Source organism: Sphingomonas sp. LHG3443-2, from assembly GCF_049896405.1.
Classification (GTDB): domain Bacteria; phylum Pseudomonadota; class Alphaproteobacteria; order Sphingomonadales; family Sphingomonadaceae; genus Sphingomicrobium.
The window spans coordinates 2344581-2358894 of record NZ_JAFCUG010000001.1; the positions used below are offsets into that span (position 1 = coordinate 2344581).

The window sequence follows — 14314 nt, forward strand, 5'->3', positions numbered from 1 at the left end:
GCGGATGTCGGCTTACGACCCAAAGCGGACATACAAGGAGCCTTAGAAGAAGCGTCCGTCTTGTTCGTAGATGGCATCAGTGATGGCAAAGATTTGCTGTGCCAGCGGGGTTCCAATCACCTCATCACGTCGCAGCCCATTTGCCGCAACTTCGCTATTCGCTGCTGGTCTGTCTCGCGCATCGATCACCATCAAGGCTGGCTTGCCGTCTTCTTGCTGAAAATGGACGAGAGACACAGCGTAACGGTCTTCCGCACTGGTGCCCTCGCCCCATGGTCCTAGGACGAGGTCGAGGTTTGCGCCGGTGTCGCTGAGGTGGTTCACCGTCCAGTGCATCCAGTAGGCCGTCCAAGCGCCACCTTGCTCATGAACGAGCCCCGCGACTGATCGACTCTCGTGCCCGCAGCAGTCGCAATGACCTTGGTTCTCACCCAATCGTTCGATTGTGAACCGGCTTCCGGAGGTGCTCATCATGGAAACCAACATACCGGCTCCATGTTCGCTTTCCACTCTTGCGGACATCAAGCCTCCAGCGGTAGGCTCGGCACATGATAGCGCGTTCAATCTTCGCTCTCGCCGTTGCGGCAGGCCTCATCTCCTGCGCTGGTTCGGTGAAAGCGGGCCGCACGCCTCAGGCCAGCGCTATGCGCATGAACGGGTTTCCGCTCGCCCTTCGTAGCCGTCCCGGAAATCAGACTGGAGACTGGCTGAAGGCTGTTTGCAGCGATCCCTCAAGCACCACTGAAACATGCGTAAGCTACGTTTGGGGTGTCATCGACGCACTCACGAGATGGCCGCCGACCGACCTCAAGCCGTTCTGCATCTCCGGGATGTCCTATGGCGCGATCGCGGACGGTGTACGAAGCCACATAGCCAGCATCAGCGATACTGACGCCGCGCGAACGGATGCGGTATCGTTAGTGCGTCGAGCCGTGAGTGCTCGCTTTTCCTGCTAGATACCCGCTTAATCACCCGAGGCGGACATCCGGGCGAGCCTTGCCAAATAGGATTTCGACTGCTCCACCCGTCTCAGCGGATCGTCGCGACGCTCTTTCAACCGGCTGATGACCACGACCCAGGAGGTGCGTCGTTGCCGACCCTCCGCCCTATGTGAACTTCGAGAACTTCGGGCAGCAAAAAGCCCGCCGGATCGCTCCAGCGGGCCTCTTTAGAACAGCAAGATCGCTCAGGCTCAGCCGACGATCTCTTCCGGCTTGAAGAAGTAGTCGATCTCGATCTTGGCGTTCTCGTCCGAGTCCGAACCGTGAACCGAATTGGCTTCGATCGATTCGGCCAGTTCCTTGCGGATGGTGCCCGCGTCGGCGTTCTCGGGGTTGGTGGCGCCCATGATGTCGCGGTTGCGCTTCACGGCGTCTTCGCCTTCCAGCACCTGAACCACAACCGGACCCGAGATCATGAAGCTGACGAGGTCGTTGAAGAACGGACGCTCGCGGTGGACGCCGTAAAAGCCCTCAGCCTGCTCGCGGGTCATGTGGATGCGCTTGGACGCGACGACGCGCAGGCCCGCTTCTTCCAGCATCTTGGTGACTGCGCCGGTCAGGTTGCGGCGGGTGGCATCGGGCTTGATGATCGAGAAGGTGCGCGTGACGGCCACGGGAAAGCTCCGTTCATGTTTGGGTGGGTTGAAGGATTGCGCGCGCCCCTAGCCGCCGCCGGGCACAAGGGCAAGGTTCAGGCCTTGCGCGTCCATCGCCCGTCTTCGCGGGCCCAGTAGTTGCGCTCCACCCCGTCGCGTCCCGACAATAGCTTCCAGGCCTGCCGCGCTTCGCTGAGATTGGCCTCGTCGAACAGGTAGAACGCCCGGTCGAAGGTCAGCGCCGCTTCACGCCACTCGCCGTCCGCGACCAGCAGGTTGCGCGCGCCGTTGGCCGGGTCTGGGGTTGTCGACAGCAGGATCGGCTGGCGCGCATCCTCGCCTTCGCCGGCGATGCCGTGAGCAAGGAAGTCGGTCTCCCCCTGGTCCCATAGCAGCCGGTCGAGCCGGGCGAGCGCGCCCTCTTCAGCCATCACCACCAGCAGCCGCTCCCCCCCTTCGACAACCTTGGCGGCGATGCTTGCCACCACTTCGTCGACAGGCGCGCCGGCCAGCTGGTAGAAGTCGACCCTCACTCGGCGGTCAGCTCCACGAAGCGGTCGAGCAGGCGGACGCCGAACGCGGTCGCGCCCTTGTCATAGGTGCTGCCGGGCTTGTCGCTCCACACCATGCCCGCGATGTCGAGATGCGCCCATTCGACGCCTTCTTCGACGAAGCGCTGAAGGAACTGCGCCGCGGTGATCGAACCGCCCTCGCGCGGACCGACGTTCTTGATGTCGGCGATCGGGCTGTCGATCAGCCGGTCGTAGGCGTCACCGAGCGGCATCCGCCACAGTTTCTCGCCGGTCTCGGTGGCCGCGGCGGTCAGCTCGCCCGCCAGCGTATCGTTGTTCGAGAACAGGCCGCCATGCTCATGCCCGAGCGCGATCAGCATCGCGCCGGTCAGGGTGGCGAGGTCGACCAGCCTCTTCGCCCCAAGCTCGCGCTGGGCGTAGGTCATGACGTCCGCCAGCACGAGGCGCCCTTCGGCGTCGGTGTTGATGACCTCGATCGTCTGACCGTTCATCGAAGTGACCACATCGCCCGGCCGCGTGGCGCTGCCCGACGGCATGTTCTCGACCAAGCCGCAAAGGCCGATGACATTGGCCTTCGCCTTGCGGCTGGCAAGCGCGACCATGGCGCCTGCGACGGCACCCGCGCCGCCCATGTCCCACTTCATCGATTCCATGCCGGCCGCCGGCTTGATCGAGATGCCGCCGGTGTCGAACGTCACCCCCTTGCCGATCAGCGCCAGCGGCTTGTCACTCGGGTGACCGCCGCCGTTCCAGCGCATCACCAGCAGGCGCGGCTCGCGGATCGTGCCCTGGTTGACGCACAGCAGCGAGCCCATGCCGAGCTTCTCCATCTCGGCCTGGCCCAGCGCCTCGATCTCGAGCCCGGTGCCCTCGGCAGCCTTGCGGACGCGTTCGACAAAGGTCTCGGCATAGATGACGTTGGCCGGCTCCGTGACCAGTTCGCGGGTCAGCTTCACACCCGCCAGCACGCCCTCATAGCGCTCGGTCCAGCGCGCATCGGTCCCGGCCGGGGCGCCAACGATCACCACTTCCTCGACCGTCGGCTTCTGCTTGTCCTTGAGCTTGGTGCGATAGCGGTCGTAGCGCCATGCCCGCGACGCAGCGCCAAGCGCCAGCCGGGCGGCGGCGTCCGCATCGAAGCGGCTACCCCTGAGGTCGATGACCAGGCTCTTCTCGCCCGAGGTCAGTAGGCGGCCCACTGCCGCGCCGCCCAGCTTCTCGGCCGCGGCTCCATCCGATCCGCTACCAGTCCCGATCAGGAGGAGGCGGCGAACCTGTGCTTCCCCATTGCCGCCGATCCAGGTCTCGGCCACCGCGCCGACCTCGCCCTCGAAACGCTGGCCACGCGCCGCCGCTTCGACGGAAGCGCGATGATCGCCAAGCGAGGACAGGTTGCCGCGCTCGGCACCGGCGACAGGAAGAACCAGCGCGAAGCTGCCGGAAGGAAGAACATCGGCGAAGCGGATCTGCATGGGAAAGGTCACCTGCAATCAATGGGAAGAGGAGTTGCCGCGTCCTTAGGCCCGCGCCCCCCGCGCTGCCAAGCCCGTTGCCCCGGCACCCGAAGGCTGCAATAGGCGGCCTCTCACGGGCTCACTGGCGGATCAAGGCAGACACAAAGGGTGCGATACGGCGTCACGGCCTGGACGGCGCTTCCGCTGGTGCTCGCGCTTGCTGCGCCGGGCGCCGCGTGGGCGCAGACGGCGACCACGGTACAGCCCGCTGCCGACGTCCCTGAACCCGGCGCCGAGCCGCAGCCACTCGCGGTGGCGGCCGACCAGGAGATCGCCTTCACCGCCGAGCGCGTCGACTATGACAGCGAGAATGAGGTGGTCACCGCCGCCGGGCAGGTCCGGATCAACCGGCAGGGTACCTTTGTTGCCGCCGACCAGGTCCGTTGGGATCGCCGCTCGGGCGAGGTGGTGGCGACCGGCAACGTGGTGGTGGTGCAGCCCGAAGGCGACCGCCTGATCTCCCAGCGCGTGGTGCTCGACGATGCGCTGCGTGACGCCACGGTAGAAAATCTCCTCGTCGTGCTCGAAAGTGGCGGCCGCCTCGCTGCCGACCGCGCCACTCGCACCGGCGACGTCACCACGCTCGAGAACGCCGTCTACAGCCCGTGCCGGATCGACAACGAAGCCGGCTGCCCGCGCCGTCCGAGCTGGCGGGTCCTCGCCGCCCGAGTCCGCTACGACCAGGCCGCCGACCGGATCCGCTTCGAACGCGGTCGGTTCGAGCTGTTCGGGATCACCCTCCCCCTGCTCCCGGTGTTCAGCCTCGGCACCAGCCCCGGCGGCGAAGGCTATTCGGGCTTCCTGCTGCCCGAGCTTCGTTACAGCCGCCGGCTCGGTGCCGAACTGTCGGTCCCCTACCACCTGCGCCTCGGGCCCAACCGCGACCTGACGGTGACTCCGCACCTCTACACCTCAGTGGTGCCCGGGATCGAAGGCCGCTACCGCGAACTGAACAGCCTCGGCGCTTTCTCACTGGGCGCCTTTGTCACCTATGGTGACCGCTCCAGCTATGACGACAGCCGCACCAATCGCGGGCTGCGCGCTTATTTCGAAGGCAATGGCAAGTTCCAGTTCACGCCGCTGTGGAGCCTGACCGGCCAGCTTCGCGCCGCCACGGACAAGGACGTTGCACGCTTCTACGATCTCAACCGCGACGATCGCTATCGCAACTTCCTCGATCTGGAGCGGATAGATCTCGACAGTTACCTCAGCATCGCCGGCTGGGCATTCCAGGGCGTTCGTCAGAACGACATCCAGCGCACCATTCCCTTCGCGCTGCCTGCCATCGATGCCCGCGTTCGCCTCACTGATCCGGTGCTCGGCGGCCGGATCGAGCTTCAGGCCAACAGCCTCGCCGTGTTTCGCCGCGAAGGGCAGGACAGCCAGCGCGCCTTTGCCGGCGCCCGCTGGGACCTGCGCCGCTTGACCAACATGGGGCAGGAGATCCTGCTCACCGGCTATGCCCGCGGCGACATTTACCACAGCGACGAGAACGAGCTCACCAGCACCGCCATCTACCGCGGCGAAAAAGGCTGGCGCGGCCGCGGGATCGCCGCCGCCGCGGCAGAGGTCCGCTGGCCGCTGACTGGCGAGCTCCTCGGCGGGGTTCAGCGCCTGACCCCGCGCGCGCAGCTGGTGCTGACCCCGCCGACCGCGAATATCAGCCTACCGAACGAAGACAGCCGCTCGGTTGACCTTGAGGACAGCAATCTTTTCGCGCTGAACCGCTTTCCGGGTTACGACCGCTGGGAAGACGGCAGCCGCCTCACTTATGGCCTCGATTGGACGCTCGACCGGCCAGGCTGGGCAGTCTCGAGCAACATCGGTCAGTCGTATCGCCTCAACCGCGACGCACAGATCTTTCCCAACGGCACCGGCCTTACCGACCGCTGGTCCGACCTCGTCGGCCGCACTCGGGTCAAGGTCGGCCGCTTTGTCGACCTCACCCACCGATTCCGGCTCGACAAGGACAATTTCGCCGTCCGCCGCAACGAGCTCGATCTCACCGTCGGCACGACCGAAACCTACGCCCGGATCGACTATCTGCGCCTCAATCGCAACGTCGACCAGTCGGTGGAGGATCTGCGCGACAAGGAAGAGCTGCGGCTCGCCGGGCGGTGGAAATTCCACCGCTTCTGGTCGGTGTTCGGGGCCACCGTGCTCGACCTCACCAACGGCGACGAAGACCCGCTCACTATCGCCGACGGCATCAACGCCGTTCGCCACCGCCTCAGCCTCGATTACGAGGACGATTGCCTGTCCTTCGGGATCAGTTGGCGGCGCGACTATGAACGGCTCGGTGACCGGGCCGAAGGCAGCACTTTCAGTTTCCGCCTGTCCTTGAAGGGCTTGAGCCGCTAAACGGCGCTCATCGCCGGTTCAGCGCGCGCATGGCAAGGCGCCGTGAACTGCTTGAAATAACAAGGGATACAAGGCTCTCCATGGCAAAGGCCAAGATGCTTCTCACGACCGCCCTCCTGGCTTCGCTGGCCAGCGTCGCGGCAGCGCAAAGTGGGCAGGCACCGCAGCAACCCGCGCCGCGTAGCAGCACCGCCGGGCTGAACCTGCCGGAAACGGTAACCGTGCTCGGCCGCCCGATCCCGTCGGTGGTCAAGGCCAGCGCCATTGTGAATGGCCGGGTCATCACCCAGACCGATATCGACCAGCGCCTCGCCCTGCTCGCGCTCGCGAACAACCAGCCGATCCCCAAGGAAGAGGAAGAGCGGCTTCGGGTGCAGGTGCTGAGCAACCTCATCGACGAGACGCTTCAGATCCAGGCCGCCGATGCTGCCGGGATCAAGGTCAATGCGACCGACATCGACCGTACCGTTGCCCGCGTCGCCGAGAACGTGAAGCGCAAGCCTGATGAGCTGGCCAGCTTTCTCAAGCAGAATGGCAGCTCGATCAGCTCGATCCGCCGCCAGATCGAAGGTGAAATCGCCTGGCAGCGCCTGCAGCGCCAGAAGATCGAAAGCGGCGTCAGCGTCGGCGATGATGAGGTGAAAGCCTTTATCGACCGGATGAACGCGTCCAAGGGCACGCAGGAATATCGCGTCGGCGAGATCTATCTCGAAGCCACGGCGGCCAATCAGGCGCAGGTCGCGCAGCAGGCGCAGCAGATCGTGGCCGCGCTTCGCCAGGGCGCGAGTTTTGCCGGATACGCCCGCCAATATGGCCAGTCGTCGGCGGCCGCGGTCGGCGGCGATCTCGGCTGGGTTCGTCCCGAGCAGCTTCCCGAATCGATCGCTCAGACCCTGACGCAAATGCAGGCGGGGCAGCTCAGCCAGCCGATCCCGGTGCAGGGCGGCATTTCGATCATCGCCGTGCAGGACACCCGCAAGGTGCTGACCGCCGATCCGCGCAATGCCGTGCTGTCGCTGAAGCAGGTGTCGATCACCTTCCCGGCCGGCACCACCTCGGCTGCGGCAAGCCCGACGCTGGAGCGGTTCGCTTCCGCGACCCAGAACATCGGCGGTTGCGGCGGCGCGGACAAGGTGGCCGCGGACTTCCGGGGCGACGTGGTCCAGTCCGACAGCGTCAAGCTGCGCGACCTTCCGCAAGCGCTGCAGGACATGATGCTGCCGATGCAGGTTGGCCAGGCGACGCGCCCGTTCGGCAGCATTGCCGAAGGCGTCCGCGTGCTGGTGATCTGCGGCCGTGACGAAGACCAGACAGCCGGTGCCCCCAACCCCGACGCGGTGTTCGCCCAGCTGCAGGAAGAGCGCGTCAACGCCCGCGCTCGCCGCTACCTCCGCGATCTCCGCCGCGACGCCGTCATCGACTATCGCTGAGGTGGCCGTGAGGGCAAGCAAGCGCTAAGGGGCCGGCGATGAGCCCGCCCCCGCCCCTGCTTGCCGTCTCCCTCGGCGATCCGTCGGGTATTGGGCCCGAAGTGGTTGCCAAGGCATGGGACAGCCGCCAGTCGCTGGGACTGCCGCCGTTTGTCGCCGTCGGTGACCCGCGCAGCCTATCCGCGGTATGGGATGGCCCGCTCGCCATCCTCTCCAACCCGGCCGAGGCGGTGAACGTGTTCGAGCGTGGCCTGCCGCTCCTCGCCGTTCCTGCTGCCGCCTCCAGCCTGCCCGGTCAGCCGACCACGGCCGGTGCCCATTGCAGCCTCGACAGCCTGGAGCTTGCGGTCGGGCTTGCCCGCTCGGGCACCTGCGCTGGCGTCGTCACCGGTCCGGTCGCCAAGCACCAGCTCTATGCCATCGGCTTCAACCATCCCGGTCAGACCGAATTCGTCGCGGAACGCTGCGGCGTGTCGCCGGGCAATGTTGCCATGATGCTCGCCGGGCCCACACTTCGCACCGTGCCGGTTACCACCCACCTCCCCTTGCGCGACGTGGCCGCGCGGCTGACCAGCGGCCTCATCGAAGCGCGCGGACGGGTGACCCTGCGCGGCCTTCAGAAGAATTTCGGTATCGCCCACCCGCGCCTCGCCGTCGCCGGCTTCAACCCCCATGCGGGTGAGAACGGCTCCCTTGGACGCGAGGAGATGGAAGTGATCGAGCCCGCCATCGCCGCCTTGCGCGCCGAAGGCTGGGACGTCACCGGCCCGCACCCCGCCGACACCATGTTCCATGCCTCGGCCCGCGCCCGTTATGACGCAGCACTCTGCATGTATCACGACCAGGCGCTTATCCCCTTGAAAGCACTGCATTTCGAGGAAGGTGTCAACATGACCCTCGGCCTGCCGATCGTCCGCACCTCTCCCGACCACGGCACCGCCTTCGACATTGCCGGCGAAGACCGAGCCGACCCGCGGGCGATGGCGGCGGCGATCCGCATGGCTGCCAATTCTGCGCGCCTTCGCGCCCTCCACGGTTGAACGCCCTTCCGCCTCTGCGCGAGGTGATCGCCCGCCACGGCTTGTCCGCGTCAAAGGCGCTCGGCCAGAACTTCCTCCTCGACCGCCAGCTGCTCGCGCGCATCGCCGCCATACCGGGCGACCTTCAAGGTGCCTCGGTCTACGAGGTCGGCCCTGGGCCCGGCGGCCTGACCGGCGCCTTGCTCGATGCCGGCGCGGCTGTCACCGCGGTTGAACGCGACCGCCGCTGCCTCCCGGCCCTTGCCGAACTTGGCGAAATCTTCCCCGGCAAGCTCACCCTGATCGAAGACGATGCGCTCAAGATCGCCGAAGAGCCGCTGGTCGGCCGCGGCGCGCACGTCGTCTCCAACCTGCCCTACAACGTGGGCACCGCGCTCCTCCTGCGCTGGCTCGGCGCCGAATGGACGCCGTGGTGGTCGAGCCTGACCCTCATGTTCCAGAAGGAAGTGGCGGAGCGGATCGTCGCCAAGCCCGGCGATGACGCCTACGGTCGCCTCGCGGTCGCGTCACAATGGCGCTCGACCCCGCACATCGCGCTTCCCGTTCACCGTTCGGCCTTTGTGCCGCCGCCCAAGGTTGCGTCGGCCGTCGTCCACATCGTCCCCGCCGCCGAGCCGGAAGGCGTCAGCCATCCCGTGCTCGAGCGCCTGACCGCCGCAGCCTTCGGTCAACGCCGCAAGATGCTTCGCCAGAGCCTCAAGGCGGTGCCGCATGCGCTCGACGCGCTGCCAGCGCTCGGGATCGCGGCCGAGCGGCGGGCGGAGACAGTCGGCGTGGACGAGTGGGTCGCCCTCGCCCGCGCTCTTAGTTCTTCTTAGGAGCCGCCGGGGTTTCGGCCTTGGCCATCGCCGGCCCGCGCTGAATCAGAGCCGACAGGCTGGTCGCCGGCGCGCACGGCTTCGACCCACACAGGCTCTTGATCTTGGCGAGGTTTTGCTGCGCGCGGCTGACGGCGCCAAGCTCCACCATCGCCTCGCCCTGCACGCCAAGCGCGACGGGATCGTTCGGCTCCAGCGCCAGCGCCTTGTTGGTGAAGCGGATCGCTTGGCCGTAAAGCTTCTGCTTCTGCGCCACCCGGGCCAGCGCCACGAACGCGCCGCGATTGCGCGGATCGATGATCAGCGCGGTTTCAAGCGCGTCGTCCGCCGACTGCAACTGCCCGGCCGCAAGCGCAGCTTCACCCGCTTTTTGCCATTGCAACGATTGGGCGTTGATCTGCGCATCGGGAACCTGGGTCTCGCCCGAACTGGCGATCGTCGCCCCCATGACGCCCAGAACAACAGCAATCGGTAGCAAACGCATCATCGTCTCCCAGGCGGGGTTCGTACTCATGTGGCACGGAACCGCGCGATGAAAAAGCCGTCGGTCCCGTCATGTCCCGGCGTGAGAAGCCGACCCATGCCATCCAAACGCCCAACGTCCATGGGAATATCCTCAGCCACGAAGCCTGAATGGCGGCTGAGGAAGGCTTGCGCCTGGTCGCGTCCTTCGCGGGCGAGCAGCGAGCAGACCGCATAGACCACCGCCCCGCCAGGCTTCACCAGCGGAGCCGCGAGATCCAGCACGCGCATCTGCAAGGCTTCGAGCCGCGCCAGCCGTTCTTCGGTCAGCCGCCAACGCCCTTCCGGATTACGCCGCCACGTGCCCGAGCCGGAGCAAGGCGCATCGACCAGCACCATATCCGCCTCGCCGGTCAGATCCGCCAATCCCTCCGCCTCGCGCGGCTGGTCGAGCAGGCGGCTCTCGATCACCGCCCCCGCCCGCTCGGCACGCGGTCCAAGCTTCACCAGCCGCGCCCGGCTGGTGTCGCAGGCGACGACTCGAGCCGAGGGATTGGCGGCCGCCAGTGCCAGCGCCTTGCCGCCCGCCCCGGCGCAAAGGTCGACCATCAGTGACTGCCGCGCCGGATCGCAGGCGAGCGCAATTAGCTGGCTGCCTTCGTCCTGCACCTCGATCAGCCCATCGGCGAAGGCCTCGTCAGCCGTCACCGCGCTGTCCGGCGGCAGGCGCAGCCCCCACGGACTGAGCGAAGTTGGCTCCGCGCCGAAATGCGCGGCCATCCCGTCGCGGGTGATGCGCGCGAGATTGGCGCGCAGGTCGACCGGCGCCCGCTCGATCAACGCCGGCCATTCACCCGGCTCCACCAACGGCGACAGCAAGGGCTGCAGCCAGCCCGGCACCAAGCCCGGCTCGGCCCGCGGCTCACCTTCGCTCTCTGCTCCTGGCCCATGGCCCAACCCGTCGAACAGCTCGCCAGCGATCGGCAGCAATGCCGCGCGGCCGCTCGCTGGCACCTCGGCCGCATGACGCACCGCCTGGAACACCAATTCGCGCACTGCGCGCCGATCCTTGGACCCGGCATACCGCCGCGTCTTGAAGTAAGCGGAGACCAGTGCGTCAGCCGGCGGGCCATCGTCCCGCGCGGAGGCGATCACCTGGTCGACGATCTCGATCGCCGCCTGGACGCGTGCTTGCGGAGTCACGGCTCAGCGCGTCGGATAATTGGGCGCTTCCCGGGTGATCGCCACGTCATGGACATGACTTTCGCTAAGGCCAGCGCCAGTGATCCGGACGAACTTGGCGCGGCGCTGCATCTCGGAGATCGTGCTCGACCCGGTATATCCCATCGCTGCCTTCACGCCGCCGACCAGCTGATGCACGACGTCGCGTACCGGCCCTTTGTAGGGCACCTGACCCTCGATGCCTTCGGGCACCAGCTTCATCGTGTCCTTGATGTCCTGCTGGAAGTAACGATCGGCCGAGCCCCGGCTCATCGCTCCCAGCGAGCCCATGCCCCGATACGATTTGTAGGCGCGGCCGTGATAGAGGAACTGCTCGCCCGGCGTCTCGTCGGTGCCGGCCAGCAGCGAGCCGATCATTGCGCTCGACGCGCCAGCGGCCAGCGCCTTGGCGAGGTCGCCCGAGGTGCGGATGCCGCCGTCGGCGATCACCGGTACGCCAGCGTCCCGCGCGGCCGAGCTTGCGGCCATGATCGCGGAAAGCTGCGGCACGCCGACGCCCGCGACGATGCGCGTGGTGCAGATCGAGCCCGGCCCGATCCCGACCTTGATCGCGTCGGCGCCCGCATCGACCAGCGCCTTCGCCGCTTCGGCCGTCGCAACATTGCCGGCGATCACCTGCACGCTGTTGGACGCCGACTTCACCCGCTCGACCGCCCGGGCAACGTCGATGTTGTGGCCGTGCGCGGTGTCGATGACGATGCAATCGACCCCCGCCTCGATCAACGCCGCCGACCGCTCCCACCCCTTGTCGCCGACCGTGGACGCCGCCGCCACGCGCAGCCGTCCTTCGGCATCCTTGGTCGCATTGGGCGAGGCCACCGCTTTCTCGATATCCTTGACGGTGATCAGCCCCACGCAGCGCCCGGCCTCGTCGGTCACAATGAGCTTCTCGATTCGCCGCTGATGCAGCAGCCGCTGCGCTTCCTGCCTGCTGGTGCCCGGCGCGACCGTGGCCAGATTGTCGCGGGTCATCAGCTCAGAGACAGGTTGGTTCGGGTTTTCGGCGAAGCGCACGTCGCGGTTGGTGAGGATGCCGCACAGCCGCCCGGAAGCTTCCACCACCGGCACGCCGCTGATCTTGTGCCGCTTCATCAGCTCCAGCGCTTCGGCCAACGTCTGATCGGGAGCCAGCGTGAAGGGATTGACCACCATCCCGCTCTCGAAGCGCTTGACGCTGCGCACCGCGTCAGCCTGTTCCTCAACCGTCAGGTTGCGGTGAAGCACCCCGATCCCGCCCAGTTGCGCCATGGCAATCGCCATGTCGGCCTCGGTCACCGTGTCCATCGCGGACGAGGACAAGGGGATATGTAGCTCGATGCCGCGGGTGAGGAAGGTGCGGGTGTCGGCGTCTGACGGCAGCACGCTCGATTCAAGCGGCTGGAGGAGCACGTCGTCGAAGGTGAGACCCAGCGGGATGTCGTTGCTGAAGAGGATGTCGGCCATGCGCGCACTTGGCGGCTCGGTCGCGATTCGGCAAGGGTCTAACGAGCCAGAAGCCGCTCCGCCGCCTCGACATGCATCCGCTCGATCATCTCGCCCTCGAACCGTTGCGCCCCGCCGCTCGCCGCAGCGATCAGCCGCTCGGCCCGCGCACGCTCCGCTTCGCTTGGCGCAAATGCTGCCTTGCACGGTGCAATCTGCGACGGATGGATCAGGGTCTTGCCATCGAAGCCCAGCGTCCGGCTGTCCGCCGCTTCAGCCGCGAAGCCGTCGGGATCGTCAAGCTTGTTGAACACACCGTCGAAGCACGGCTTGTCAGCCGCCCGCGCCGCCAGCACGATGGTTTGAAGCGCCATCTGCAACGGCGCCCTCCCCGCGCCAATCGGCAATCGCAGGCTCGCCGCCAAATCGTTGGTTCCGGCGATCAGCGCCGCACAATGCGCGGCGAGTTCCGCCGCCATCAGCACGCCCTTTGCCGTCTCGATCATCGCCGCGACCGGCAGATGGTCGATCGCCCCGATCTCCTCGACATGACTGCGCCGCTCCACCCGCGGCACCACCACCAGATCGGCCCGCGCATGACGCAGCGCTTCCAGGTCGCCGACGTGCCACGGCGTCCCTTCGCGATTGATCCGCACCGCCACCGGGCACTGCCACGGCGTCTCCAGCGCGGCCACCGCTGCCGCCCGCGCCCTCTCCTTGTCGTCTTCCGCAACCGCGTCCTCCAGGTCGAGGATGACGAGATCCGCCGCGCTCTCTCGTGCCCTGGCGATCGCGCCCGCCCGGCTCGCCGGCAGGAACAGCGCGGCGGGGCGCCCGAACAGGTTCAGCACCGGTCCGATTTCGCTTCGCTAGAACAGTCAAGCCGGGCATGATGCGACCGAGTTCGTCCGGGGGACCCCATGATCGAGACCTTTCTTCTGTTCGTCGTCGCCTTGGTGCTGCTGTTCGTCATGTCCAGCATCAAGATCGTCCACCAGGGCCACCGCTACACGATCGAGCATTTCGGCCGCTTCGTCCGCGTCGCCGATCCCGGCTTCAACTTCGTTCCCGCCTTTTTCTACCGCGTCGGGCGCAAGATCAACATGATGGAACAGGTCCTCGACATCCCGGGGCAGGAGATCATCACCAAGGACAATGCCATGGTGGCGGTCGACGGGGTGGTGTTCTTCCAGGTGCTCGATCCCGCCAAGGCCGCTTATGAAGTAAGTGACCTCTACACCGCGATCATGGCGCTTTCGACCACCAACCTGCGCACCGTGATGGGCTCGATGGACCTCGACGAAACCCTGTCCAAACGTGACGAGATCAATGTTCGCCTGCTGCAAGTCGTCGATCACGCGACCGAAAGCTGGGGCGTCAAGATCACCCGCGTCGAACTGAAGGACATTCGCCCGCCCGCCGACATCGTCAACGCCATGACCCGCCAGATGAAGGCCGAGCGTGAGAAGCGCGCCGCCATTCTCGAATCTGAAGGCATGCGCGCCTCCGAAATCCTCCGTGCTGAAGGCGAGAAGCAGTCCAAGATCCTCCAGGCCGAGGGGCGCAAGGAAGCCGCTTTCCGCGAAGCGGAAGCCCGCGAGCGCGCCGCCCAGGCCGAAGCCTCCGCGACCAAGTCGGTCAGCGACGCCATCGCCGACGGCAACACCCAGGCGATCAACTATTTCATCGCCCAGAAATATGTCGAAGCGCTCGCCGCTTTCGCCAACTCGCCCAACGCCAAGACCATCCTGATGCCGGTCGAAGCGACCCAGCTGGTCGGCAGCCTCGGCGGGATCGGCGAGATTGCCAAGGCTGCGTTCGGCAAGGACGAGCCCGCCGCCGCCTCGCAGCCCGCCAAGCCGCGCGTCGTTCCCGGCCTGCCGCAGGCCTGACGC

At 66.7% G+C, this 14314-nt stretch carries 14 protein-coding genes; 6 read left to right on the forward strand and 8 right to left on the reverse strand.

The genetic code is table 11. The features are described from left to right. Window positions 1-42 precede the first annotated feature (42 nt). Entirely contained in the window at window positions 43-510 is a 468-nt protein-coding gene (locus tag ACP69Z_RS11720) for a hypothetical protein (RefSeq protein ID WP_426267660.1), read from the reverse strand. Window positions 511-650: 140 nt separating this feature from the next. On the opposite strand from ACP69Z_RS11720, the gene ACP69Z_RS11725 reads away from it, so the two are divergent. Continuing rightward, on the forward strand, window positions 651-956 hold the full coding sequence (locus ACP69Z_RS11725; RefSeq protein WP_426268097.1) for a Rap1a/Tai family immunity protein: 306 nt from the start codon (window positions 651-653) through the stop codon (window positions 954-956). A 236-nt stretch (window positions 957-1192) separates the two neighbouring features. Here the strand turns inward: ACP69Z_RS11725 and ndk are convergent, their stop codons facing one another. The 3 genes from ndk to ACP69Z_RS11740 form a co-directional block, all read right to left on the reverse strand. Further along, window positions 1193-1615: a nucleoside-diphosphate kinase gene (gene ndk, locus ACP69Z_RS11730; protein WP_338504757.1), complete on the reverse strand. Its 423-nt coding sequence runs from the start codon at window positions 1613-1615 to the stop codon at window positions 1193-1195. 77 nt (window positions 1616-1692) lie between these two features. After that, window positions 1693-2130, reverse strand: a complete 438-nt coding sequence (locus tag ACP69Z_RS11735) for a DNA polymerase III subunit chi (RefSeq protein ID WP_426267661.1) — start codon at window positions 2128-2130, stop codon at window positions 1693-1695. Continuing rightward, entirely contained in the window at window positions 2127-3602 is a 1476-nt protein-coding gene (locus ACP69Z_RS11740) for a leucyl aminopeptidase (protein WP_426267662.1), read from the reverse strand. Before ACP69Z_RS11740 ends, ACP69Z_RS11735 begins: the two co-directional genes overlap by 4 nt. Window positions 3603-3752: 150 nt before the next feature. On the opposite strand from ACP69Z_RS11740, the gene ACP69Z_RS11745 reads away from it, so the two are divergent. The 4 genes from ACP69Z_RS11745 (at window position 3753) to rsmA (ending at window position 9293) form a co-directional block, all read left to right on the forward strand. Next, entirely contained in the window at window positions 3753-6005 is a 2253-nt protein-coding gene (locus tag ACP69Z_RS11745) for an LPS-assembly protein LptD (RefSeq protein WP_426267663.1), read from the forward strand. Window positions 6006-6085: 80 nt separating this feature from the next. Then, window positions 6086-7435 carry a peptidylprolyl isomerase gene (locus ACP69Z_RS11750; RefSeq protein ID WP_426267664.1) on the forward strand — a complete coding sequence of 450 codons (1350 nt, stop codon included), beginning with the start codon at window positions 6086-6088 and terminating at the stop codon, window positions 7433-7435. A 38-nt stretch (window positions 7436-7473) separates the two neighbouring features. Then, entirely contained in the window at window positions 7474-8475 is a 1002-nt protein-coding gene (gene pdxA / locus ACP69Z_RS11755) for a 4-hydroxythreonine-4-phosphate dehydrogenase PdxA (protein WP_426267665.1), read from the forward strand. After that, window positions 8472-9293 (forward strand): 16S rRNA (adenine(1518)-N(6)/adenine(1519)-N(6))-dimethyltransferase RsmA, encoded by an 822-nt coding sequence (gene rsmA, locus ACP69Z_RS11760; RefSeq protein WP_426267666.1) that lies wholly within the window; start codon window positions 8472-8474, stop codon window positions 9291-9293. Before pdxA ends, rsmA begins: the two co-directional genes overlap by 4 nt. Here the strand turns inward: rsmA and ACP69Z_RS11765 are convergent. From ACP69Z_RS11765 to ACP69Z_RS11780, 4 genes are read right to left on the reverse strand one after another with little or no spacing between them, the layout of a single operon-like run. Next, a complete protein-coding gene (locus ACP69Z_RS11765; protein ID WP_426267667.1) occupies window positions 9280-9807 on the reverse strand; it encodes a tetratricopeptide repeat protein in 528 nt (175 codons plus the stop codon). The two genes, rsmA and ACP69Z_RS11765, sit on opposite strands and share 14 nt — an antisense overlap. Next, on the reverse strand, window positions 9804-10958 hold the full coding sequence (locus ACP69Z_RS11770) for an RsmB/NOP family class I SAM-dependent RNA methyltransferase (protein WP_426267668.1): 1155 nt from the start codon (window positions 10956-10958) through the stop codon (window positions 9804-9806). The genes ACP69Z_RS11765 and ACP69Z_RS11770 overlap by 4 nt, the downstream gene beginning before the upstream one ends. A gap of 3 nt (window positions 10959-10961) precedes the next feature. After that, window positions 10962-12440 carry an IMP dehydrogenase gene (gene guaB / locus ACP69Z_RS11775; protein ID WP_426267669.1) on the reverse strand — a complete coding sequence of 493 codons (1479 nt, stop codon included), beginning with the start codon at window positions 12438-12440 and terminating at the stop codon, window positions 10962-10964. A gap of 38 nt (window positions 12441-12478) precedes the next feature. Continuing rightward, window positions 12479-13267, reverse strand: a complete 789-nt coding sequence (locus ACP69Z_RS11780) for an HpcH/HpaI aldolase/citrate lyase family protein (protein ID WP_426268098.1) — start codon at window positions 13265-13267, stop codon at window positions 12479-12481. Between the two features lie 72 nt (window positions 13268-13339). On the opposite strand from ACP69Z_RS11780, the gene ACP69Z_RS11785 reads away from it, so the two are divergent. Beyond that, on the forward strand, window positions 13340-14311 hold the full coding sequence (locus tag ACP69Z_RS11785; protein WP_426267670.1) for an SPFH domain-containing protein: 972 nt from the start codon (window positions 13340-13342) through the stop codon (window positions 14309-14311). The last annotated feature ends 3 nt before the right edge of the window (window positions 14312-14314 follow it).

Bases quoted from the DNA above. Each gene is read 5' to 3' on its own strand.
- ACP69Z_RS11740 (WP_426267662.1), bottom strand. From the start codon at position 3,602: ATGCAGATCCGCTTCGCCGATGTTCTTCCTTCCGGCAGCTTCGCGCTG.
- ACP69Z_RS11785 (WP_426267670.1), top strand. From the start codon at position 13,340: ATGATCGAGACCTTTCTTCTGTTCGTCGTCGCCTTGGTGCTGCTGTTC.
- pdxA (WP_426267665.1), top strand. From the start codon at position 7,474: ATGAGCCCGCCCCCGCCCCTGCTTGCCGTCTCCCTCGGCGATCCGTCG.
- ACP69Z_RS11725 (WP_426268097.1), top strand. From the start codon at position 651: ATGAACGGGTTTCCGCTCGCCCTTCGTAGCCGTCCCGGAAATCAGACT.
- ACP69Z_RS11750 (WP_426267664.1), top strand. From the start codon at position 6,086: ATGGCAAAGGCCAAGATGCTTCTCACGACCGCCCTCCTGGCTTCGCTG.
- ACP69Z_RS11765 (WP_426267667.1), bottom strand. From the start codon at position 9,807: ATGAGTACGAACCCCGCCTGGGAGACGATGATGCGTTTGCTACCGATT.
- guaB (WP_426267669.1), bottom strand. From the start codon at position 12,440: ATGGCCGACATCCTCTTCAGCAACGACATCCCGCTGGGTCTCACCTTC.